This is a genomic window from Pseudomonas sp. P4_C8 (assembly GCF_056401975.1).
On sequence record NZ_JBFUIH010000003.1, the window covers coordinates 51,541 to 73,049 of the forward strand.

At 59.8% G+C, this 21,509-nt stretch carries 18 protein-coding genes; 10 read left to right on the plus strand and 8 right to left on the minus strand.

Annotated features, from left to right (window positions below; genetic code table 11):
- Nucleotides 1-108: 108 nt before the first annotated feature.
- Nucleotides 109-1,509 (plus strand): dihydrolipoyl dehydrogenase, encoded by a 1,401-nt coding sequence (gene lpdA / locus AC1DWM_RS02430; RefSeq protein WP_477794558.1) that lies wholly within the window; start codon nt 109-111, stop codon nt 1,507-1,509.
- A gap of 124 nt (nt 1,510-1,633) precedes the next feature.
- Here lpdA and AC1DWM_RS02435 read toward each other — a convergent pair whose 3' ends face one another.
- Entirely contained in the window at nt 1,634-2,107 is a 474-nt protein-coding gene (locus AC1DWM_RS02435) for an Lrp/AsnC family transcriptional regulator (RefSeq protein WP_027926238.1), read from the minus strand.
- A 145-nt stretch (nt 2,108-2,252) separates the two neighbouring features.
- Between AC1DWM_RS02435 and AC1DWM_RS02440 the strand changes: the two genes are divergently transcribed.
- Nucleotides 2,253-2,882 (plus strand): LysE family translocator, encoded by a 630-nt coding sequence (locus tag AC1DWM_RS02440; RefSeq protein WP_477794559.1) that lies wholly within the window; start codon nt 2,253-2,255, stop codon nt 2,880-2,882.
- Nucleotides 2,883-2,885: 3 nt separating this feature from the next.
- On the opposite strand, the gene AC1DWM_RS02445 is transcribed toward AC1DWM_RS02440, so the two are convergent.
- The 7 genes from AC1DWM_RS02445 to AC1DWM_RS02475 all read right to left on the minus strand — a co-directional run bounded on the left by AC1DWM_RS02445 (nt 2,886) and on the right by AC1DWM_RS02475 (nt 12,089).
- Nucleotides 2,886-5,006 carry a hypothetical protein gene (locus tag AC1DWM_RS02445; protein ID WP_477794560.1) on the minus strand — a complete coding sequence of 707 codons (2,121 nt, stop codon included), beginning with the start codon at nt 5,004-5,006 and terminating at the stop codon, nt 2,886-2,888.
- Entirely contained in the window at nt 4,993-6,189 is a 1,197-nt protein-coding gene (locus tag AC1DWM_RS02450; RefSeq protein WP_477794561.1) for a DUF3142 domain-containing protein, read from the minus strand. Before AC1DWM_RS02450 ends, AC1DWM_RS02445 begins: the two co-directional genes overlap by 14 nt.
- Before the next feature lie 168 nt (nt 6,190-6,357).
- Nucleotides 6,358-7,185: a class I SAM-dependent methyltransferase gene (locus AC1DWM_RS02455; protein WP_223521330.1), complete on the minus strand. Its 828-nt coding sequence runs from the start codon at nt 7,183-7,185 to the stop codon at nt 6,358-6,360.
- On the minus strand, nt 7,179-8,336 hold the full coding sequence (locus tag AC1DWM_RS02460) for an acyltransferase family protein (protein WP_477794562.1): 1,158 nt from the start codon (nt 8,334-8,336) through the stop codon (nt 7,179-7,181). Before AC1DWM_RS02460 ends, AC1DWM_RS02455 begins: the two co-directional genes overlap by 7 nt.
- Entirely contained in the window at nt 8,333-9,226 is an 894-nt protein-coding gene (locus AC1DWM_RS02465; protein ID WP_477794563.1) for a class I SAM-dependent methyltransferase, read from the minus strand. The genes AC1DWM_RS02460 and AC1DWM_RS02465 overlap by 4 nt, the downstream gene beginning before the upstream one ends.
- The gene (locus tag AC1DWM_RS02470) at nt 9,223-10,518 is read right to left on the minus strand and encodes a glycosyltransferase (RefSeq protein ID WP_477794564.1); all 1,296 of its coding nucleotides are present in this window, start codon (nt 10,516-10,518) and stop codon (nt 9,223-9,225) included. The genes AC1DWM_RS02465 and AC1DWM_RS02470 overlap by 4 nt, the downstream gene beginning before the upstream one ends.
- Entirely contained in the window at nt 10,512-12,089 is a 1,578-nt protein-coding gene (locus AC1DWM_RS02475; RefSeq protein WP_477794565.1) for a glycosyltransferase, read from the minus strand. Before AC1DWM_RS02475 ends, AC1DWM_RS02470 begins: the two co-directional genes overlap by 7 nt.
- 429 nt (nt 12,090-12,518) lie before the next feature.
- Between AC1DWM_RS02475 and AC1DWM_RS02480 the strand changes: the two genes are divergently transcribed.
- From AC1DWM_RS02480 to AC1DWM_RS02515, 8 genes are read left to right on the plus strand one after another with little or no spacing between them, the layout of a single operon-like run.
- Entirely contained in the window at nt 12,519-13,433 is a 915-nt protein-coding gene (locus tag AC1DWM_RS02480; RefSeq protein WP_477794566.1) for a GDP-mannose 4,6-dehydratase, read from the plus strand.
- On the plus strand, nt 13,430-14,401 hold the full coding sequence (gmd, locus tag AC1DWM_RS02485) for a GDP-mannose 4,6-dehydratase (protein ID WP_223521337.1): 972 nt from the start codon (nt 13,430-13,432) through the stop codon (nt 14,399-14,401). Before AC1DWM_RS02480 ends, gmd begins: the two co-directional genes overlap by 4 nt.
- A 3-nt stretch (nt 14,402-14,404) precedes the next feature.
- Nucleotides 14,405-15,847 carry a mannose-1-phosphate guanylyltransferase/mannose-6-phosphate isomerase gene (locus AC1DWM_RS02490; RefSeq protein WP_477794567.1) on the plus strand — a complete coding sequence of 481 codons (1,443 nt, stop codon included), beginning with the start codon at nt 14,405-14,407 and terminating at the stop codon, nt 15,845-15,847.
- Entirely contained in the window at nt 15,848-16,645 is a 798-nt protein-coding gene (locus tag AC1DWM_RS02495) for an ABC transporter permease (protein ID WP_477794568.1), read from the plus strand.
- Nucleotides 16,645-17,898 (plus strand): ABC transporter ATP-binding protein, encoded by a 1,254-nt coding sequence (locus tag AC1DWM_RS02500; protein WP_223521340.1) that lies wholly within the window; start codon nt 16,645-16,647, stop codon nt 17,896-17,898. The genes AC1DWM_RS02495 and AC1DWM_RS02500 overlap by 1 nt, the downstream gene beginning before the upstream one ends.
- Nucleotides 17,895-19,262 (plus strand): glycosyltransferase family 4 protein, encoded by a 1,368-nt coding sequence (locus AC1DWM_RS02505; protein ID WP_477794569.1) that lies wholly within the window; start codon nt 17,895-17,897, stop codon nt 19,260-19,262. Before AC1DWM_RS02500 ends, AC1DWM_RS02505 begins: the two co-directional genes overlap by 4 nt.
- On the plus strand, nt 19,246-20,376 hold the full coding sequence (locus AC1DWM_RS02510; RefSeq protein ID WP_477794570.1) for a glycosyltransferase family 4 protein: 1,131 nt from the start codon (nt 19,246-19,248) through the stop codon (nt 20,374-20,376). The genes AC1DWM_RS02505 and AC1DWM_RS02510 overlap by 17 nt, the downstream gene beginning before the upstream one ends.
- A complete protein-coding gene (locus AC1DWM_RS02515; protein WP_223521346.1) occupies nt 20,377-21,507 on the plus strand; it encodes a glycosyltransferase family 4 protein in 1,131 nt (376 codons plus the stop codon).
- The last annotated feature ends 2 nt before the right edge of the window (nt 21,508-21,509 follow it).

Here is a 21,509-nt window from a genome sequence, read left to right on the forward strand (position 1 = left end):
TTGGCTGAAGCCTTGACCGAAACAACGCGAAGCGCACATATTACGTTCGTAATTTTAGCCAGCTACTACTTTTAACCAGCCCGATCCCTTCACTTCAGGAGTCCTTCCATGAGCAGCTACGACGTCGTGATTCTGGGCGGTGGCCCCGGCGGTTATAACGCAGCGATCCGTGCAGGCCAGCTGGGTTTGAAAGCAGCATGCGTCGAAGGTCGCGCGGCCCTCGGTGGCACCTGTCTGAACGTCGGCTGCATGCCGTCCAAGGCGCTGTTACACGCGTCCGAACTCTACGACGCGGCCATGGGTTCGGAATTCGCCAACCTGGGCATCGAGGTCAAACCCATCCTCAACCTCGCTCAGATGATGAAACAAAAGGATGAAAGCGTTACCGGGCTGACCAAGGGCATCGAGTTTCTGTTTCGCAAAAACAAAGTCGACTGGATCAAGGGCTGGGGCTACATCGACGGGCCAGGCAAAGTCACGGTCACCGACAGTGGCGGCGGCAAGACCGAGCTGAGCGCCAAAGACATCATCATCGCCACCGGCTCCGAGCCCACTCCCCTGCCGGGCGTCGACATCGATAACCAACGCATCCTCGACTCCACCGGCGCGCTGTCGCTGACCGAAGTACCAAAGCATCTGGTGGTGATCGGCGCCGGCGTCATTGGCCTGGAGCTGGGCTCTGTGTGGCGGCGCCTGGGTGCTCAAGTCACGGTAGTCGAATTTCTCGACCGCATCTGCCCAGGTGTGGACGTTGAGGCCGGCAAAACACTACAGCGTTCATTGAGTAAACAAGGCATCACCTTCAAGTTGAGTTCGAAAGTCACCCGCGCCACTGCATCGGCGAGCGGTGTTCAGCTCAGCATTGAACCGGCGGCGGGCGGCACCGCCGAGTTGCTGGAGGCCGATTACGTGCTGGTGTCGATCGGTCGCCGGCCTTACACCCAAGGCCTTGGGCTGGAAAACGTCGGCCTCGCCACGGACAAGCGCGGCATGCTCGCCAATAAAGGGCACCGCACCGAAGCGGCGGGCGTGTGGGTGATCGGCGACGTCACGTCCGGGCCGATGCTCGCCCACAAGGCAGAAGACGAAGCCACGGCCTGTGTGGAACAGATCGTCGGCAAGGCGGGTGAAGTGAATTACAACCTGATTCCCAGCGTGGTCTACACCAAACCGGAGCTGGCCAGCGTCGGCAAGACCGAAGAGCAGCTCAAGGCCGAAGGTCGCGCGTACAAGGTCGGTAAATTCCCGTTCACCGCCAACAGCCGGGCCAAGATCAACCACGAAACCGAAGGCTTCGCCAAAGTGCTGGCCGATGAACGCACGGACGAAATTCTCGGCGTCCACCTGGTGGGTCCGAGCGTCAGTGAAATGATTGGCGAGTATTGCGTGGCGATGGAGTTCAGCGCCTCGGCCGAGGACATTGCGCTGACTTGCCATCCACACCCGACACGGTCCGAGGCGTTGCGCCAGGCGGCGATGAATGTGGAGGGGATGGCGACGCAGATGTAAGGCTTTGAGTTTTTCGTTTTCCGGTCTACCGCCATCGCGAGCAAGCTCGGCTCCCACAGGTGATTTGTGGCGTTCACAAAACCAGTGTGGGAGCCGAGCTTGCTCGCGATGGGGCCGACTCGGTCTAAAGCGGCAAATGCCCCAACGGCAACGCCCCCGGCGTCTTCACCGTGTGAATCGCAAAATTACTGCGAATATCGCTCACACCTGGCAACTTCAGCAGCCGCTCGGTAAGAAAGCGGTCATACCCGCGCAAATCCGGCACCACCACTTGCAGTAGAAAATCCGATTCCCCAGACACCAGAAACGCCGAAATCACTTCCGGCAGTGCCGTCACGGCCACGCGAAAGGCTTCGGCTTGCTCGTCGTTGTGGCGTTCGACTTTGACCCCGACAAACACCGTCAGCCCTAGCCCCACCTCGTCGCGATCCAGATTGGCCTGATAGCCTCGAATCACCCCGGCCTCCTCCAGCATCCGCACCCGACGCAAACAGGGCGAGGCGGACAAGCCGATTTCATCGGCCAATTGCACATTGCTCAATCGACCGTCCCGTTGCAGGGCCGCGAGGATCTTGCGGTCGTAGGCATCCAGTTTCATGGTTTGGCAGATCCCGATGGTTCGATCACGTGAAAGCAGCAGACTATGCCAATTTTCCATGCTTTAGAAGCCGACTACGCAACCACCTGCCCTGCCCTTGCACCCTAGACTGGCCCTACCGAATCGACAACGAAAGGGGCGCAACATGGCAGGACTCTGGCTGTTTTTCATGGCACTGGCGGTGGTTTATTTGCTGCCCGGACCGGACATGATCCTGCTGCTGCAAACCGGCGCTCGTCAGGGAAAAGGGGCGGCATTGGCAACGGCGATAGGCCTGGGCATTGCCCGGGGTTGTCATGTTGCGTTGGCCGCGCTGGGGCTGGCAGCGCTGTTCAAAGCCGCGCCGTGGACCTTCGATGTGGTGCGTCTGACCGGGGCTGCGTACCTGTTGTGGATCGGTATTCAATGCCTGCGCACCACAATGCTGCCGAACCTGAACGGCACTGACGCCACAGCAGCAAAGCCACGCTGGACAGTGGCGATCCAGCGCGGCTTGTTCACCAATCTGCTCAATCCCAAGGCGCTGCTGTTCTGCTCGGTGCTGCTGCCACAGTTCATCGATCCACACGCAGGATCAGTGCTCACGCAGTTCGCGATCCTCGGCATGGTGCTGGTCAGTGTCGGCTTCATCTTCGACAGCGCCTATGCGCTGGTCGGCGCGGCGCTGGGCCGTTGGCTGCAACGCAGTCCTTCAGCCCAGCGGCTCCAGCAATGGCTGTTTGGCAGCCTGTTGATCGGCTTCGCGGTGCGGCTGACCTTCGTGCAACAGGCGTAAGCCTTACTGCACCCGACGACGGCGGCGACGGTTGATCAGCAGCAACGCCACTGCCGTCACGGCGATGACAGCGCCGTATTGCAATGGCCGCTTGTAGGGCCGCAGTACCGAACGCGTCGCGTCAGTTGCCTGGGTCACGTAACGTTTGCTGGCATTTTCGAAGTCGGGATAAGGGCATTGGTGACCGAAATTCACCGCCCAATCCACATAAGGTCCTTCCTTCACATAGCGTTGGTACAGAGCACTTTGCTCTTCAAGGCTGCTGTTCCAGCCCGCCGCTGCGCACAGCACCGCCGCAAAGGCCTGGCTGGTGTGAGGCAAGTTATCGGCGGCGCGATTGGCCAATGCCGTGGCCACAAAGCGATAGTGATAGCGCTCATCGGGTTTGGCGGCACTGGCTTGCTGGCGCTGAACTTCACCTTCGGCGACTAATGGTCCGACTTTCAGATCAGTGTTTTCGAGGCTGTAATTGCCGCCAAACGTGGCGTAGTCGGGAGCCATTTCGTAGCCGAGAATGTCCATCCCCCACTCGCGCGCCGTCCAGGCTGCATTGAACAGGGCAGCGGCGCGTTTGGTCGGCCACCACGCGGCGTCCGCCAGCTGACGTTGCTGCGTATACAACCGGGCTTTTTTCTGTAGATCGGCATTGTCGAAATACGCCAGCGCTTCGTCGTAGCGCTCTTCGCGTAGCAATCGGCGTCCGAGCAGATTGCGCAATTTTGCTGCCACCGGAAGCGGTACGTAGTTGTCGCGATCCTCTTGGCTCAACGGAGGTGGCTCAGGCACCTGCGTGTCGACGTAATGCTTGAGTTCATCAACGGTCAGCACCCGTTCGGCCACTGTAGCGGCATCGAGCCAATAGATGCTCTGGCTGCGATACAGCTGATCGAATGCTTGCAGATAATCCCCGCGTTGCAGCGCCAGAATTGCACTTTCACCCTCGACCCGGCACTTGGGCTGAAGCGTCTCGTAATCAAAGTCCGGCGTCCGGCGATCACCCCACGATTCATTCTGCGGGAACGCCTGAGCAGCCTTGGCATACGCCGCAGCCGCTGCGTTTTTATCGCCCTCGCGCAATGCCAGTTTCGCCCGCAACCACCACGCCAGGCCGCCGTCACCGGCGTGTTCGAGGAAGGTCTTGGCGCTGGCGTAATCGCCTTGTTGATAGTTCATCGCGGCCAATCGATCCGCGTTATCCAGGCTGCCGCGCGTGCTGCTTTGCAGCAGCTTGATCAGTTTCAATTCGTTTGCTGGTTGTTCACCGAATGACCAGCCCAGGCGGCTGATCAAGGACGCGGTTGCCAGTTGTTGCACCGGTTTATCCTTGAGCAGCGCGCTCAATTGATCGTCCGGCATCGCCAACAGATCCGCCATCAACAGCTTCAACGAGGTGTAACCGACTGCTGAACCGTGGAGGTTTTGCGCGGCGTAGAGTTCGATGGCGCTGTCCCAGTCGCCGGCGGTACGGGCCACGCGAGCTTCTTCGCCGAGGCTGGCGACACCCAGCTCCAGTGGGTCGCTGAAGCCGTCGATGCTCAGCTGACGGGTCTGCTCGAACGCCGTTCGCGCCTGCGCCAGCAGATCGGGCGACGCTTGCGCCTCGGTGCTCATGGCAAACAGCGCCCGGCCCAGCGAGTACGCCGCCCAGGTGCTGCGCAAGGCACGTTGATCGGCCGGCAACGCCAGCACTTTCCGGAAGTAGTCGGCGGCCAATCCATGATTGCCCGCACTGAACGCCACAGCGCCCGCCAGATACAGCCTGAGCTCGGCCGGCAGGCTCGTGCCCTGCGCTTCGACTTGATGTGCATCCGTCAGGCTGCGCAGTTGTTTCACCAGCGCTTGCTGTTCCGCCGTCAGCCCGGTCTGCTCAGCGGTGTCTCGCTGTTCTGCGTAATCCGTAGCTTCCATGCTGTAGGGCGACTGCGCGACATTCTTGAGCCCCGCGATCGCATGGCCGAGGCGGTTGATCTCAAACTGGAAATTGCCTTCCGGCAGCTCCGCCAACGACTGGCCGCGGTTATCCAGCAGGCGCATCGGGAAGTCCGGGCCGCAGGCCAGCGCCGAACCCAGCGGCAAGCTGAGGCTCAAACAGAGCAGATGGCGGGGCCAGTTACGGGTGAACATTCGAACCTCCTTGATCAATTTTTGTGCAGCGCGCCCAACCGACCGCTCGCTGTCCACCAGCCGCTATCCGGCCGTCGCTAAGGCGGGTGAAGGTAAGCAGATCCGGGCTCTGTTGCAACGCATAACCGGCCAGCGCATCGGCGCCATCACAGCCCTCGACGGCCAGGGTCACGCGTTCGGGCCAGGCAGTGTCGAGGTTGCCGTGGTTGCTGAGGCTGATGTCATAGAGGCCGTCTTGCGCACTAAGTTTCACACTCAAGCGACTGTCGAGCGTGTCACCGCGAGCCACCGCGCCCAGGGTTGTCAGGCTCCAGGCCCGGCGGTCGCCCGCCAACGGCAGGCGAAACCAGATCAGGCCGGCCAGATGAGCCGGCGGATCGGCGCGCAACTCAGCGGCAAGTGTGCTCAGTTGCCGCGGATCAGCCAGCAGTTCCCGGCGCTCGCCGCCCCGCCCCACCGGCACCTCGCTTTCCACAACCGGTGCGCCACTGGCGCTTGGCAACAGGGCCACACCATAGGCCGGCAGCGCCAGATAGAACGGTTTCGTCGTGAGGCGACTCCAGTTTCTGGCCCACTTTCGCGCCTGATCCGGGTCGAACAGCCCGCGCCGTGGATCGCTCACCGCGTGCACCTGCAAGACGCTGCTATCGACAGTCAATAGAAGAGCCGGCAACTCGGGACTGTCCAGCCACGCCGGTAACGCCGTAATACTTAGCGACAAAGTCGCCGGTAAAACTGCACGCAGCTGCGCCAGAAAAGTTCGATAGGCCGGTAGTCGGGCGTTGCCCGCATCGTGGTCAATTTCCACGCCGGACAACGTCAGCCCCTGCTCTTGCCAGTCGCTGAGCACCTGTTGAATCTGCGCCGTTACTTCGTCCTGGTCCAACGACTTGAGCTGACCATCCAGACGAATCACCGCAATCAGCGGCCGCCCATCGCGTTTGAGCAGCCCCGGATCGATTCGCGCCCGACGCCAACCGGCCTGAGGAAACGCCTGCAAGGCCAGCACCCGTAGCGTCGAAAAGTCCGCACGACTGTCGCGCAGGGCAACGTCATGGGCCGGCGTCCATTGCCGTTGCCAGACGTAGAGCTGCTGATCGAGCGGTGGCGCGTCTTGTTGCTCGCAACCGTTGAGCAGTACCAGCGCCGCCAACAAGGCGATCAAACGCGTGAAAAACATCATGAGAAACCTTTGAGCCAAAGCGGACCTTTGTAGCAGCTGCCGAAGGCTGCGTCCGGCTGCGTAGCAGTCGTAAATCCTGAATGTACGGTTTATCTGAAAAACCGCAGCGCCTGATTTTACGACTGCTGCGCAGCCGGACGCAGCCTTCGGCAGCTGCTACTTAGAGGTCTATGCCATCGGCTTGCGGGCAATGATCACCTGACTTTTCGCCACGACCGCATCCAGTGCCTGCTTGATCTGCGCGCCACGAGGCGAACTCAAAACCGCTTGCCAGGTATCGGCCCAGTGGTTGAGCAACGGGTGGTCGGCATTGCTGAAGTCAACCTTGGCTTCCCAGAACAGCAGCATCCACATCGACCAGTAAAAGCCGTACTGACTGTGGCTGAGTACTTCCAGGCCAGCGTCGCTGACCATCGCCTTGAACTGCTCTTCGCTGATGATGCGAATGTGGTTCGGTTTCTGGAAATACTCCGGCGCGGCGATGTCCTTTTGCAGGTCTTCGGAGCTCGGGTGCGGAACGCTGAGCAAATACAGCGCGCCCGGTTTGCCGACACGCACCAGCTCGGCGAGGAACTGCGCCGGGTCGTCCACATGCTCGATGACTTCGGTGGACACCACGCGGGTGGCCGTGGCGTCGGCAATCGGCAGTGGATTGCAATCGGTGACGTGACATTCGACATCGCGGGCAGGGGTGTCACTGAGGCGCTGACGGGTGGATTCGACCTTGGCCGCGTCGATGTCGGCGATGATGATCTTCGCCCCGCGCATGCCGCAGAAATGAACGTTACCGCCGTCACCACAGCCCACATCCAGCAGCGTGTCATCAGCGCTCACCGGGAAACCGGTGAACAGCTCGCCGGTTTGCTGATTGAACCAGCCACTGAGCATCGCGTCGTGCAGGCCGAGCATGTACGGGTCGACTTTCTCGACCTTGTCCGCCGCAGGCGTCGCGGGAGCGGGCGTGCCCGCCGTGAGTTTCTTCAAAAGGCTCAGCATGAGGTAGCTCCAGAGGATGGGACGGCTGTTCGGGATGTGCTCAGGCGCTTGACCAGCGAGGCGCCGCGGTTGCGCATGGGCATTTCGATGTAGCGGTAGTTGAGTTCGCTCAGCAGCACAATCAGGCCGCCAGCCATCAGCAACGTCAGGATTGGATGACCCGCCGGATTGGGCAACCCGCCAGCCTGTAAACGAAAAGTGAATTCGCGCACCAGTAAATAAGCGGGGATGTGGATCAGGTAAATCCCGTAGGACCGGCTGCCGACCCAGGTCATCAGATTCTTCAGCAGGCCCCGAGGCATCAGGTAATCACGGTTGTAGGACGCCACCCAGACCAGCACCGCGCACAACACGGCAATCACACCGATGCGGTATTGGGTGAACGTAAAGCGATCAGTCGCCATGAAACTGAGCGCCAGCGACAGCACAATCAACGCCGAAACACCGGCCCATGGGCGACGCAAAAACGTCGGTTCCCAGCGCAGGTACGAAGGTTGCGCACTCCACATCGCCAACAGCACGCCGAGGGCCAGTGCATCGGTGCGAACCACCATCAGGATCGGTGTGCGCAACGTGAACAATTGCACCGCGACCAGCGCCAGCAAGGCCCAGACCAGATGCTTGCGGCAGACCAGAATCAGCAAGGGGAACAGCAGGTAGAACTGCTCTTCCAGTGACAGGCTCCAGTACACAAAACTGGTGCCGTATTCGTAGTGATAGAAGCTGTCGGCGAAGCGGAAGTTGGCGTATTGCGCCACACCGGCCAGTGTCGCCTGCACGTTGGCGTGCAGCGTACCGAACGCGCCGGAGCGGTTTAGAAAGAGGCAAGCCAGCAACATCAGCGCCAGCCACAACCAGGCCGATGGCAACAATCGAAAGGCCCGGCGCAGCCAAAAATTGCGCGTCTGCTGCCAGTACTCCTGACGGGTACTGCAACCTTGCAACGCCGGGATCAAACTGCGTGCGATGACAAATCCGGAGATCGCGAAAAACAGGTCAACGCCCCACCAGGGCTGACCGAACGCGGTAATGGTTTGCAGCAAAGGCACCGAGGCTGCAAAGAGGCTGTCTTGCAGGTGATGAAACAGCACGCCGAGTACCGCAATGCCGCGCAACAACTCGATGTCCATGATCCGTTTGTCATTACTCATGCCGTCCTCCTGGACGCTGCATCGGCATCAACCGGTTTACGCGCGATGATCACCTGGCTCTTGGGCATGAACTGATCGAGCATGTGCTTGATCGCCAAACCGTTGGGTTGCGCCAGCAAGTCCTGCCAGGTTTTCGCCCAGCTTTCCATCAGCGGCGGGTACGGCGCCTGGATGCGGTCACGCACTGCGCCGCCCAGATCGCGCCCGGCGGCACGCTCACTGGCCCAGAAGAAGATCATGCCCATCACCCAGAAAAACCCGGTGGCCTGGCGATGCTCGATCACCAACCCCGCGTCCTCGACCAGTGCGGCGAAGCGTTCAGGGGTAAAAATCTGTACATGATTGGGTGATTGGAAGTAGCTCGCCGGGGCGATGCCCTTCTGCAAATGCTCGCCCACCGGCGCAGGAACGCTGAGCAGATACAGCGCACCTGGCCGGCCCATACGCACCAACTCGGCCATGAACGGCTCGGGTTGATCGATGTGCTCCAGCACTTCCATGCACACCACTTTGCTCGCGCAACCATCGGCAAGCGGCAGTGGCAGGCTGTTGCTGACCAGACCGAGATTGGCTTTATCCGACTGCGCGTCCACTTGCCGCGCCAGATCGCGGACCTTGTCGTGCTCACTGTCGGTGAAGATCACCGACGCACCTTGACGCACCGCAAACAGGGTCGCGACCCCTTCGCCACAACCGACGTCCAGCAAGGTGTCGTCGGCGGTAATGGCAAATCCCTTGAGCAGTTCGCCGCTGTCGCCTGAAAACCAGCCGTCATGCATTGCATCGTGCAAGCCCACTTCTCTTGGCGACACACGGGTGGGCGTAACCGGTAACGGCGCGGGCGCAGGCTTCGCTTCAGGAAAGAAACTTCTGACCAATGCGCGAATCATGCTTCAGGGGTTTCCACGGCACGGTGCTCGAACAGGTGCTCAAAAAACACCTTAAGCCGCTGCTCGGCGGTGGCCTGGCTGCAGAATTTCTTGAGGCTGGCCACGGCATGCACGGACATCTGCGCGTAACGGTCGGGGTCACCCTTGGCCACGTCATAGCTTGATTGGTAAGCCCGGCACAACGACGCCCAATTGGTCACGTAACGCAGGGTACGAAACGCCCGGCGCGGGTCATGAGGCCAAGCGGTCAGTTCATCCGTGGAGTCGATCAGGAACGCATTGTCGGCATCCAGATAATCAATCATCGCCGTGGTCCGTGGCGCCACTGCCGGTTTTGCGCAGGACATGAACTCCATCAGCGGCAGGCATTGGCCTTCGCCGTAGGACGTGTTGACCACGTAGCTGGTTGCCTGCACCAGACGCTCGTAGTCCACGTCGGTCAGATAGCCGTAAATCAGCACGATGCGGCAGCGATAGGACTGGTTTTTGTACAAGTGGTGAAGGATGTCAGTCAACGCTGCTTCGGCATCGTGGTGCGTCAATTTGAGCACCAGTGTCGCGTCGTCCACTTCGCGGAATGTCACGCAAAAGGCACTGAGCATGTCTTCCCAGTTCTTGCGTCCGTCGCCGGGGTTGAACACCGAGGTGTAAATCACGCCGTCGAGGACCAACTCGTGTTCACTCGGCGGGGCCGCGAAATCGATGCCCACACCTTCGCGCGATGACGCAGGCCCAAAGGCTCGCAAGTCGAGTTCGCGGCTGTCTGCCAGCAACCCTTTGATCTTCAATCGCACCTGGCTGGCCAAGGGCTGACACTGCAGTTGAGCACCGCGCTCGGAAAACCGGTCCCACACCGGAGCAGGCACTGCGACGATCGGGTAGTCGGTGCCCATCGCCTCGCGCACCGCATCAACGGTATAGCTGGAATGAGTAATCGCCGCACCCGATGCCCGCAACACGGTGCGCCAGTCATTGAGCGGATCACCGGCAAAGGGCTCGTTGGGAATGGTGCTGAATTCCCACGCGAACACCGGTAGTGTCGGACAGGCGAAATTGATCGGTGTGCGATGCGGCGGCGAGAACGAAAGGAACACGCAGTCTTCACCACGGGCCAGGCAGTCGAGGTACAAGGCATCGACTTCGGTCTGCGGGTCGCTGACCTCTACTACTCGCCCCAATCGTTCCAACACCGGCCGGTACTCCTTGAGTACGAAGTAATAGCTGTACTCCGAACGCCCCAGATTCTGAGCAATGGTGTGCTGGTTGGTTTCCGAATGAATGATGATCAGCATGCGGCGTTATCCGTGACAGTCGCTGCCGGCAAAGCCTGTGGCGCCAGCCCGAAAAAATCCGCCAGGCGCTTCTGCACCGGAGCGAAAGCGCAGTAGTCGTGCATACGTTCGACGGCGGCAAGGGACATGCGCTGATACTCCAGCGGTTGCGCCTTGGCCATCCGATAGCTGTTTTCGTAAGCGGTTTTCAGCGAACCCCAGTCCGGGCGATAGCGCAGAGTCCGGTAAATGATCCGTGTGTCCTGCGGCCAGATGGTCAGCTCTTCGCTGGACTTGACCACAAACGCGACGCGCTCATCGATGTAATCCTCCATGGCCGTGTGATCCGGAGCGATCACTGGTTGACCGCTGGCCATGAACTCCATCAGCGGCAGGCACAGGCCTTCGCAGCGCGAGGCATTGACGTAGTAACTGGCGGCTTCATAAAGCCGGGCGTATTGCGGATCGTCCAGGTAACCGTGCATCACCACCACCCGACAGGCGAATGGCGAGAGCTGCGCGAGCAAGGTCATCAGCTCGTCGTAATAGGACGACAGGTCGCTTTGGGTAATCTTCAGCACCAAGGTGGCATCAGCCGTTTCGCGGAAGGCCCAGCAGAATGCGGTGATCAGTTGATGCCAGTTCTTGCGGCCGTCACGCGGGTTGAACACGGTGACGTAGACCACGCCGTCGACCCGGGTTTGTACCATCGAGGTGGTGTCTGGCCATTGGCGTGGTTCAGGTTCTGGCACGGCAATCGTCTGCGGGCCGGCGATGGCTGGCAGGTATTCGGCCACTCGAGCATGTGCCGCATCCGAGAGCAAATCGCGAATGCCTTCCCAGTACCACTGGCTCAGAAAGTGTGTGCGATGCACCGGAATCGGCAGTGTTTTGCCCATGTCCCGGCGCCACATGTGCAGGTAATGCCGGGCAATCACGAAGCGACGTTTCAGTGTCAGCGGCGGTGGCTTCAACGCCTCCAGCTCGGCTTCGCGCGCGGCCAGTTCCTCAGCGGTCGGCACCACGGGAATCAGTGCATCGGCGCTGAGCCCCAGCGTACGCGTATCGAAAATGCAGCCCTTGATCTCCAGCGTCGAACCGGCGTTCACCGGGACACTGGTGTGCTGACGGCGAATGGCCGCGAAGTTTTCCCACAACGGCGTGGGCAACACCAGCACCGGGAAGTCGTCCCCCATGGCCTTACGAATCGCCCGGGCGGTATGACTGGAGAGCGTGATCACCCGGCCCTGACGCGCCAGCATTTGCGTCCAGTCCTGGCGCGGATCGTTGTCCCACTGCTCATCGGGAATCGAGTCGAACTCCCAGGCCACCACGCAGATCGTCGGGCACTCAAGGTCGTTCGGGGTTTTCTGCGGCGGCGTAAATGACAGGAACAGACTGTCTTCGCCAGCGGCCTGCAGCTGTTTGTAGAGGGGATCGACCTCGGCGGTGGAGGACACCACATGCACGCGCCCAAGGCTTTCGAGCACCGGGCGATACGCCTTGAGCACGAAGTAGTAACTGTATTCGGGACGACCGAGGCTCTGGCTGATGGAGCTGTCGTTGACGTCCGAGTAAAGAATGAAATTCATGGCATCCCACGAGGAAACCGCCATCCCGGCAGCCCCACTCTATGACGGCAAAGCCATGGATCGAGCCGGYATTCGCCAGTCATCGCCCATCGTCTTCTTGCCCGTCTACGTTCTTGTTTTAATGGTCGGATTCGCGGAGTCTCGGAAGATCCCAAACAAACACCGGTTATCGTGACGAGGGGCATTCTAAACACATCCATTGAGGATTCGTGAACCGCCCGGCGAGAATAAAGCGGGTGACTCTACTGAGAACTGATTGGTCACGATTGGACCTGTTGAAATTGCCGAGCAATTGGCACAGATTGGCTACCAAACAACTACAACAAAAATATTTCGCCTGTCTTTCGACCCGGTCATCCAACCGGTCTGTCAGACATCTCCTTGAAACCTGTGGGGAATGGACGAGATTAATGACCAAGGGGCTGCTGTTTGAAAAAGCGTCTGTTCGTGACGGGTCTCAGTGGATTCGTCGGACAACACATCCAATCTCGCCTGAACGCTGATGCCTCGGATTGGGCGCTTCTGCCTGCCACTTCCCGTTACAATCTCGTTGAGCCAGACAGCCTCGAAGATCTGTGGCCCGAGATGCCCGACGCGGTCATTCACCTGGCAGGCCAGACGTTCGTTCCTGAAGCCTTCCGCGATCCGGCGCGCACGCTCGGCATTAACTTGCTCGGCACCTTGAATTTGCTTCAAGCCCTGAAGGCCCGAGGCTTCAACGGTACTTTTCTGTACGTCAGCTCTGGCGACGTTTACGGCCAGGTCAGCGAAACCGATCTGCCCATCACCGAACACCAGCCACCCTGCCCGCGCAATCCCTATGCCGTGAGCAAATTGTCGGCGGAATTCCTGAGCCTGCAATGGGGGCTGAGCGAAGGCTGGCCGGTCATGGTCGCCCGCCCGTTCAATCACATTGGCACCGGCCAGAGCGAAAGCTTCGTCATCGCCAGCGCTGCCCGGCAGATCAGCCGAATCAAACAAGGCTTGCAAGCGCCGCAACTGGAAGTCGGTGACGTCGATGTCACACGCGACTTCCTGGATGTAAACGACGTAATTTCGGCTTACCTGGCGCTGCTGGAAAAGGGCGTGCCGGGACAGGTCTACAACATCTGCTCGGGGCACGAGCAGAGCATTCGCAGTTTGATCGAACAACTGGGGGACCTCGCCCAGGTCGACATGCAATTGATTCAAGACCCCACACGCCTTCGCCGCGCAGATCAGCGTCGCGTTTGTGGTAGCTCTGCCAAGCTTGCACAGGCCACAGGATGGGCGCCTGAAATCACAACACAACAATCCCTGCGGGCGATCCTGTCCGACTGGGAGAAGCGAGTACGACAAGAATGACAAAAAGTGCACTGATCACAGGGATCACCGGCCAGGACGGCGCGTATCTGGCCAAACTGCTGCTCGACAAGGGTTATAAAGTCCACGGGTTAGTGGCGCGACGCAGCAGCGATTCGCGCTGGCGCCTGCGTGAGATGGGCGTCGAGGGCGACATTGTTTACCTGGACGGCGACATGGCCGATGCCTGCTCCGTGCAGCGCGCGGTCATCAAGTCGGCCCCGGACGAGGTCTATAACCTGGCCGCGCAAAGCTTCGTCGCCGCCTCCTGGGACCAACCGGTCACCACCGGCATCGTTGACGGCCTGGGCGTGACTCACCTGCTCGAAGCCATTCGTCAATTCAGTCCGCATACGCGTTTTTATCAAGCATCCACCAGCGAAATGTTTGGCCTGATCCAAGCCGAGCAGCAGGATGAAAACACCCCGTTCTACCCTCGCAGCCCGTACGGCGTGGCCAAGCTGTATGGCCACTGGATCACTGTGAATTACCGCGAAAGTTTCAACCTGCACGCCAGCAGCGGGATCCTGTTCAACCACGAATCCCCCCTGCGTGGCATCGAGTTCGTGACCCGCAAAGTCACCGACGCCGCCGCCCGCATCAAGCAGGGCAAACAGCAGGAACTGCGTCTGGGCAACATCGACGCCAAGCGCGACTGGGGATTTGCCGGCGACTACGTCGAAGCGATGTGGCTGATGCTGCAACAAGACAAGCCCGATGACTTCGTGGTCGCCACCGGCGTGACCACCACCGTGCGCGAAATGTGCCGGATCGCTTTCGACCACGTCGACCTGAACTATCGCGATTTTGTGAAAATCGACCCGGCGTTTTTCCGCCCGGCCGAAGTGGAAGTATTGCTGGGCAACCCGGCCAAAGCCCAGCGCGTACTTGGCTGGAAGCCAAAGACCGATCTGGATACCTTGATCCGCATGATGATGGATGCGGACATGAAACGCGTCGCCAAGGAGTAGGCCATGCTGATTCCCGTGATTCTCTCCGGCGGTGCCGGTACTCGCTTGTGGCCGGTGTCCCGTGAGGGCCATCCCAAACCCTTCATGACCTTGCCCGATGGTCAGTCGCTGTTGGGCAAAACCTACCGCCGTGCCGCCGGTTTGCTCGATGGCTGGGGCGATATCGTCACGGTGACCAATCGCGACTACTACTTCCAGAGCAAGGATCACTATCAGGAGGCGCACCTCGGTCGCCATCGCGGGCATTTTCTGCTTGAGCCGACCGGTCGCAATACAGCCCCGGCGATTGCGGCGGCTGCGCTGTCGCTGAAAGCCCTGCACGGCGACGAAGCGATCATGGTGGTGATGCCGGCCGACCATTTGATTCTCAACGTAGATACCTTAAAGACCGCCGTGGAACACGCCGTGAATCTGGCCAAAGATGGTTTTCTGGTGACGTTTGGCGTGGTGCCGACCGCTCCGGAAACCGGATTTGGCTATATCGAAACCGGCGCAGCGCTGGACCATAAAGGGGCGGCCAAGGTGCAGCGCTTCGTCGAAAAACCCGACCTGCAAACCGCGACGCATTACCTGGAAAGTGGCAACTTCCTGTGGAATTCCGGGATGTTCTGCTTCTCGATCGCCTCCGTGCTGGCCGAGTTGGAAATACACGCCCCCGAGTTACTCGAGCAGGCGAAAACCTGCATGGCGGCCAGTAACCCGGTGGAAACCGTCGGGTTCCTGCAACAGGAGTTGTCCCCGGAGTTGTTCTCGGAAATGACTGACATTTCCATCGACTACGCCCTGATGGAGCGTTCCGACAAGGTGGTTGTGGTGCCCGCCGCTTTCGACTGGAGCGACATCGGCTCGTGGGGCGCGGTAGCCGCGCTGGTGCCGGCTGATGCACAAAACAACCGCGCCAGCGGCGACGCGGTGTTCATCGACAGTCACAACAACTTTATCCAGAGCGAAGACCGTCTGGTGGCGGCCGTGGGTGTGGATAACTTGATCATCATCGACACCGCCGATGCAGTGTTGGTGGCCCACGCTGATCGCGCCCAGGACGTGCGCCGGGTGGCCAAACAGCTCAAGGACAAAGAGCACGAAGCCTATCGCCTGCACCGTACGGTCAGCCGACCTTGGGGCACCTACACCGTGCTCGAAGAAGGCCCGCGCTTTAAAATCAAACGCATCGTGGTCAAACCCGGTGGTAAGTTGTCGCTGCAAATGCACCACCATCGCAATGAACATTGGGTGGTGGTCGAAGGCATGGCCAAGGTGACCAACAACGGTACCGGCACCCACCTGGTGGCCAAGAACGAATCAACGTTCATTGCCGCCGGTCACAAACATCGCCTGGAAAACCCCGGCGTGATCGACCTGGTGATCATCGAAGTGCAAAGCGGCGAATACCTGGGGGAGGACGATATCGTCCGCTTCGAAGACCATTACGGCAGGACGGTTTGAATGCTGCTTTCTCTGTACCGCTCGCTGTGGGGCTATCGGGGTTTTATCTTCGGTAGCGTCCAGCGAGAGTTTCAGTCGCGATATCGCAATTCGTTGTTCGGTGCCCTGTGGACCGTGCTCAACCCGCTGTCGATGATCGTCGTCTACACCGTGATCTTTTCCCACATCATGCGTGCTCGTTTACCGGGCGTGGATGACGGCATGGCCTACAGCGTCTACCTCTGTGCTGGCCTGCTGACTTGGGGGCTGTTCGCCGAAATCACTTTGCGCAGCCAGAACATGTTTCTGGATAACGCCAACCTGCTGAAAAAAATCAGCTTCCCGCGGATCTGCCTGCCGGTGATCGTGCTGTTCAATGCCGGTATCAACTTCGCGATCATCATCGGCTTGTTCCTCGGCTTTCTGCTGATCACCGGACGTTTTCCGGGCATGGCCTTGTTGGCCTTGCTGCCGCTGTTGGCGTTGCAAATCATGTTTTGTGCCGGATTAGGGATGATTCTTGGCGTAATGAACGTGTTCTTCCGCGATGTCGGACAATTCTTCGCTATCTGTATGCAATTCTGGTTCTGGCTGACGCCGATTGTGTACCCGATGAGCATCCTGCCGGAATGGGTACAACGTCTGCTGCAACTCAACCCCCTGACCAACCTGATCACCAGCTATCAGAACGTGTTTCTTTACGGCCAATGGCCGGTCTGGAGTTCGCTACTGCCCATCTTCGTCAGCGGCGTGGTGTTCTGCGTGATCGGGCTGCGGTTGTTCCGTCAGCGGGTCGGTGAAATGGTGGATGAACTCTGATGGGGCACATACGCGTCACCGGCCTGGGCAAGGCCTACAAGCAATACCCTACGCGCTGGAGTCGGCTGGCCGAATGGCTGATTCCGTTTTCACCGATTCGCCATCACCCCCACTGGGTGCTGCAAGACGTGGCATTCGAGATCGCCCCCGGTGAAGCGGTGGGCATCGTCGGGGTCAATGGAGCCGGCAAAAGCACCCTGCTGAAAATGATCACCGGTACGACCCAACCCACCTGCGGCAACATCCAGCTCGAAGGCCGTGTCGCCGCCCTGCTGGAACTGGGCATGGGCTTTCACGCAGATTTCACCGGCCGGCAGAACGCGATCATGGCCGGGCAACTGCTGGGCATGCACGTCGAAGAAATTGAAGCATTGATGCCCGAGATCGAACGTTTCGCGGAAATCGGCGACGCCATCGATCACCCGGTGCGCACCTATTCCAGTGGCATGCAGATGCGTCTGGCATTCAGCGTGGCCACCGCCCGACGCCCGGATATCCTGATCGTCGACGAAGCGCTCTCAGTGGGCGACGCCTACTTTCAACACAAAAGTTTCGATCGCATCCGCAGCTTTCGCAAAGCCGGCACCACCCTGCTGATCGTGTCCCATGATCGCTCCGCCATTCAGTCGATCTGCGACTCGGCGATCCTCCTTGAAAAAGGTCGCATGGCCATGCACGGCACACCTGAAGCCGTCATGGATTACTACAACGCCCTGCTCGCCGAGCGTGAAGGCCAGACCGTGCGTCAGGAAGCGCTCTCTGGTGGTCAAGTCAGCACCATTTCCGGTACCGGTGAAGCCGGGATTCTCAGCGTGCGCCTGCTGGACGAAAACGACCGATCCATCGACGCCGCCGAAGTCGGTCAGCCAGTGGTGCTGGAGGTAAAGGTTGAAGTCCGCCAGGACATCGAACGGCTGGTGCTGGGTTTCATGATCAAGGATCGCCTGGGCCAAGCCATGTACGGCATCAATACCCATCGTCAAGACAAGGCTCTGACCGACCTGCAGGCCGGCGAGCGCGTGACCTACCGCTTTGCTTTCGTCATGGGCCTGGGCAAGGGCAACTATTCCGTGGCGCTGAGCCTGTCTCGGCTGGATTCGCACCTGGACCGCAATTTCGAGTGGCGCGACTACGGGTTGGTATTCCATGTGATTAATAACCGGCACGAAGACTTTGTCGGTTGCTCGTGGCTGGGAGCGAAAACCACCATCACTCGCGCGAACACGCCGATCACCTCGGAGAGCACGCCATGACGCGTCTGCTGGTGGAATGCACCCACGTGTTTCAACACCCCAAGGTCAATTCGGGCATTCAGCGCGTGGTGCGCAACGTCATCAATCAGCTGCCGGAAAGTGTGGGCGGGGTTGAGTGCATTCCGGTCGTGATGCTCAAAGGCAAACTCTATCGAGTGCTGAAGCTCGGCGCACTGAACATCCCGTTTTTCGATCACATGATGATCTTTGGTGGACGACTGGGGCGATTGGCTCACCGTTTCTGGCAACTGCATCAACGCCTGCACAATCGCAGCAACTCGCGAGTGATCAAGCGTTTGCTGCACGTGGCCTACCGGGTAACGGCGGTCACCTGCTTCAGCATTCCGCTGCGGGTGATCGAAGGCATCAACCAGTATCAGCTGCCCAAACGCTGCACGCCGTTGCAGCACCAGCCGGGGGATCAATTGGTGCTACTGGACTCGTCCTGGCATACCGATTTTTTCCCGTTTGCCGAACAGCTCAAACGTGAAGGCGTGGGCATCGTTGCAGTCATCTACGACCTCATTCCCCTTACTCACCCGCAGTTCTACGACAACCGGTTGGTGCAGGTTTTCAACGAATGGTTCGACTGGATCACGAAAACCGCCGATGGCTACGTGGCGATTTCTGCCACGGTGCGCGATCAGGTCCGCGAGGAATTGCAGCACCGTCTGGGTTCTGCCAAGGCCAATGAGTTGTGGTTCGATTATTTCCACCTCGGTTCCGAGCTCGACCTGAGCGAAGCCACCGCTGCTGTGGAACCGAGCCTTGCACGACTGTTTCAGACGCCGGAACCGGTGTTTTTGATGGTCAGTACCATCGAGCCGCGCAAGAACCACGACTACCTGCTGGACGCCTTTGAGCTCGCTTGGGCGGCGGGCTCCAACGCCCGGCTGTGCATTGCCGGTCGAATCGGCTGGAAGTGCGACGCACTGCTCGGCCGGGTACGCAATCACCCGCAACTGAACCAGCGTCTGTTCATGTTCAACGACCTGAGCGATACCAGCCTCGAACATGCCTACAGCCACGCCAGCTCGCTGGTGTTTCCGTCCTATGTCGAAGGCTTCGGCCTGCCACTGGTGGAAGCCATGCAGCGTGGATTGCCGGCCATGGGCAGCGATATTCCGGTCTTTCGCGAAATCGGTGGTGAATTCATGGCGTACTTTGATCTGGCCGAGCCACACAGCCTGGCCGACCTGGTCGTGCGTTTCGAGCGCAGCGGTCAGTTCCCGGCGACCCGCGACGTAGCCGACTGGCGCTGGATCGGCTGGCGTGAGGCCAGTGCGCAATTGGCCGAACGAACCCTGCGCAATCTTGAACAAGCGCCGGTCATGCCAGAGAGGCAATATGCGAATTGCCCTTAATGCCCGGATCCTCCAGGCGCCGCGTACCGGCATCGGCCACTACGTCGCCGAACTGGCGAACGCTCTTGCGAGTGAGCCCGATGTTGAACTGGCGCTGTTTCATGGCTGGGGTTGGAGCTCCGTGCTGCCTGAAGCGGCCATGCCCGGTTATTCCCGACTGACGCCGCTGCTGCGGCAAATTCCGGGGGCCTATCAGGCCCGGCGCTGGCTGGAGCAGAAACGCTTCGATCAAGGTCGCGCGCAATCCATCGACCTCTACCACGAACCGAGCTTGTGGCCGCTGTCGTTCGAGGGCCCGACGGTCATCACCCTGCATGACCTGACACATCTGCACTACCCCGACACACAGCCGCCCGCGCGCTTGCGAGAAATCGAACGGCGGCTGGCCGACGGCGTGCGCCAGGCGAGCCTGATTCTCACCGACTCGCAGTACATTGCTGATGAAGCTCAGGCGCATTTCGGGCTACCGGCCGAACGCTTTGTCGTTGCTCCACTGGGCGTAGCCGCGCGTTTCCACCCAAGGGCACCTGAGGCCATCGACGCAGTCCTCAAGGCGCATGGCGTCGAGCCACGGGAATACTTCCTCTGTGTCGGCACCCTGGAGCCGCGCAAGAATCTAACCTTGGCCCTGCGCGCCCACGCCCGACTGCCTGAATCGGTCCGTCAGCGTTTTCCACTGCTGATCGTCGGCATGGCCGGCTGGCAGCGCGAGCAGTTCAGTGAAGAACTGCATCAGGCTTTGGCCTGCGGTCACGTCTGTTTGCTGGGCTATCTGCCCGACGAACAAGTGGCACAACTGTTGGCCGGCGCTCGGGCGCTGATTTTTCCGTCGCTCTATGAAGGCTTTGGCCTGCCGGTGCTGGAGGCCATGGCCAGCGGCACGCCGGTCATTCTGACTCGACGTTCGGCCATGCCCGAAGTGGCAGGCGCTGCGGGCAACTATGTTGAAACGGACGAACCCGACGGCTTACGCGATGCAATGAGCCGTCTGATCGATGATCAAGCGCATTGGCAGGTATGCCGAGAAGCCGGATTACATCAAGCAAGGCTTTTTACCTGGGAACGCTGTGCGCAGGTTACGGCCCGCGCCTACCGCCAGGCTATGGGAGGTTGAATGCGAGTTCTTCATTTTTTCAAGACGTACCTGCCTGACTCGGTCGGCGGGATCGAGCAAGTTATTTTCCAGTTGTGCGAAAGCGGAGCCCAGCACGGCGTTGAAGGCCAGGTGCTGACACTCAGTGCCGATCCTGCCCCGCCGGTGGTTCAGCTTGGCCATCACGAAGTTCATCGGGCCAGACTCGACATTCAGTTCGCCTCCACGGGGTTCTCCTGGAGCGTCTTCAAACAGTTTCGCGAGTTGGCGGCCGAAGCCGACGTGGTCAATTATCACTTTCCATGGCCCTTCATGGACCTGGTGCATTTCGCCAGCGGCGTGAATAAACCGAGCGTGGTGACCTACCACTCGGACATCATTCGCCAGAAACACCTGCTCAAACTCTACCGGCCGCTGATGAACCGCTTTCTGGCCAGCGCCGACCGGATCGTCGCAGCATCCCCCAACTACTTGCACACCAGCGATGTGCTTCAGCAGTTTCAGGACAAGACCCGCGTGATTCCCTACGGCCTGAACAAGGCAGGTTATCCACAGCCCGACAGCGAGCGCATGGCCCACTGGCGGCAGAAGCTTGGGGATAAGTTTTTTCTGTTTGTAGGGGTGATGCGTTACTACAAAGGTTTGCACATCCTGCTCGACGCCTTGAAGGACCTGGATTACCCCACGGTGATTGTCGGTGCCGGCCCACTGGAAGCGGAACTTCACGCCCAGGCGGCAGCTTTGGGTTTGCGCAATATTCACTTCCTCGGACGCCTGGGCGACGAAGACAAAGTGGCGCTGCTGCAACTGAGCTACGCCATCGTGTTCCCGTCGCACCTGCGCTCAGAAGCGTTCGGTATTTCGCTGCTGGAAGGCGCGATGTATGGCAAACCGATGATCTCCAGCGAGATCGGCACCGGCACCAGTTACATCAACATTCACAACGAAACCGGGCTGGTGGTTCCTCCAAGTAATCCACAGGCCTTCCGTGAAGCAATGCGCACGCTGTGGGAAAACCCGACGCGCGCGGCGCAAATGGGCGTGAAGGCTGAGGCGCGTTATCGGAAATTATTCACGGCGGACGAAATGGGCCGCAAGTGGACAGAGTTGTACGAAGAACTGCTGGAAGAAAAATACCTGTCCTACGCATAACT

What these genes read in the sequence shown, in the direction of transcription:
- AC1DWM_RS02460 (WP_477794562.1), bottom strand. Translation starts at nt 8,336, where the DNA reads ATGAGTAATGACAAACGGATCATGGACATCGAGTTGTTGCGCGGCATT.
- AC1DWM_RS02455 (WP_223521330.1), bottom strand. Translation starts at nt 7,185, where the DNA reads ATGCTGAGCCTTTTGAAGAAACTCACGGCGGGCACGCCCGCTCCCGCG.
- AC1DWM_RS02500 (WP_223521340.1), top strand. Translation starts at nt 16,645, where the DNA reads ATGGGGCACATACGCGTCACCGGCCTGGGCAAGGCCTACAAGCAATAC.
- AC1DWM_RS02475 (WP_477794565.1), bottom strand. Translation starts at nt 12,089, where the DNA reads ATGAATTTCATTCTTTACTCGGACGTCAACGACAGCTCCATCAGCCAG.
- AC1DWM_RS02470 (WP_477794564.1), bottom strand. Translation starts at nt 10,518, where the DNA reads ATGCTGATCATCATTCATTCGGAAACCAACCAGCACACCATTGCTCAG.
- AC1DWM_RS02445 (WP_477794560.1), bottom strand. Translation starts at nt 5,006, where the DNA reads ATGTTCACCCGTAACTGGCCCCGCCATCTGCTCTGTTTGAGCCTCAGC.
- AC1DWM_RS02495 (WP_477794568.1), top strand. Translation starts at nt 15,848, where the DNA reads ATGCTGCTTTCTCTGTACCGCTCGCTGTGGGGCTATCGGGGTTTTATC.
- AC1DWM_RS02515 (WP_223521346.1), top strand. Translation starts at nt 20,377, where the DNA reads ATGCGAGTTCTTCATTTTTTCAAGACGTACCTGCCTGACTCGGTCGGC.
- AC1DWM_RS02505 (WP_477794569.1), top strand. Translation starts at nt 17,895, where the DNA reads ATGACGCGTCTGCTGGTGGAATGCACCCACGTGTTTCAACACCCCAAG.
- AC1DWM_RS02450 (WP_477794561.1), bottom strand. Translation starts at nt 6,189, where the DNA reads ATGATGTTTTTCACGCGTTTGATCGCCTTGTTGGCGGCGCTGGTACTG.
- AC1DWM_RS02435 (WP_027926238.1), bottom strand. Translation starts at nt 2,107, where the DNA reads ATGAAACTGGATGCCTACGACCGCAAGATCCTCGCGGCCCTGCAACGG.
- AC1DWM_RS02465 (WP_477794563.1), bottom strand. Translation starts at nt 9,226, where the DNA reads ATGATTCGCGCATTGGTCAGAAGTTTCTTTCCTGAAGCGAAGCCTGCG.
- gmd (WP_223521337.1), top strand. Translation starts at nt 13,430, where the DNA reads ATGACAAAAAGTGCACTGATCACAGGGATCACCGGCCAGGACGGCGCG.
- lpdA (WP_477794558.1), top strand. Translation starts at nt 109, where the DNA reads ATGAGCAGCTACGACGTCGTGATTCTGGGCGGTGGCCCCGGCGGTTAT.
- AC1DWM_RS02510 (WP_477794570.1), top strand. Translation starts at nt 19,246, where the DNA reads ATGCGAATTGCCCTTAATGCCCGGATCCTCCAGGCGCCGCGTACCGGC.
- AC1DWM_RS02490 (WP_477794567.1), top strand. Translation starts at nt 14,405, where the DNA reads ATGCTGATTCCCGTGATTCTCTCCGGCGGTGCCGGTACTCGCTTGTGG.
- AC1DWM_RS02440 (WP_477794559.1), top strand. Translation starts at nt 2,253, where the DNA reads ATGGCAGGACTCTGGCTGTTTTTCATGGCACTGGCGGTGGTTTATTTG.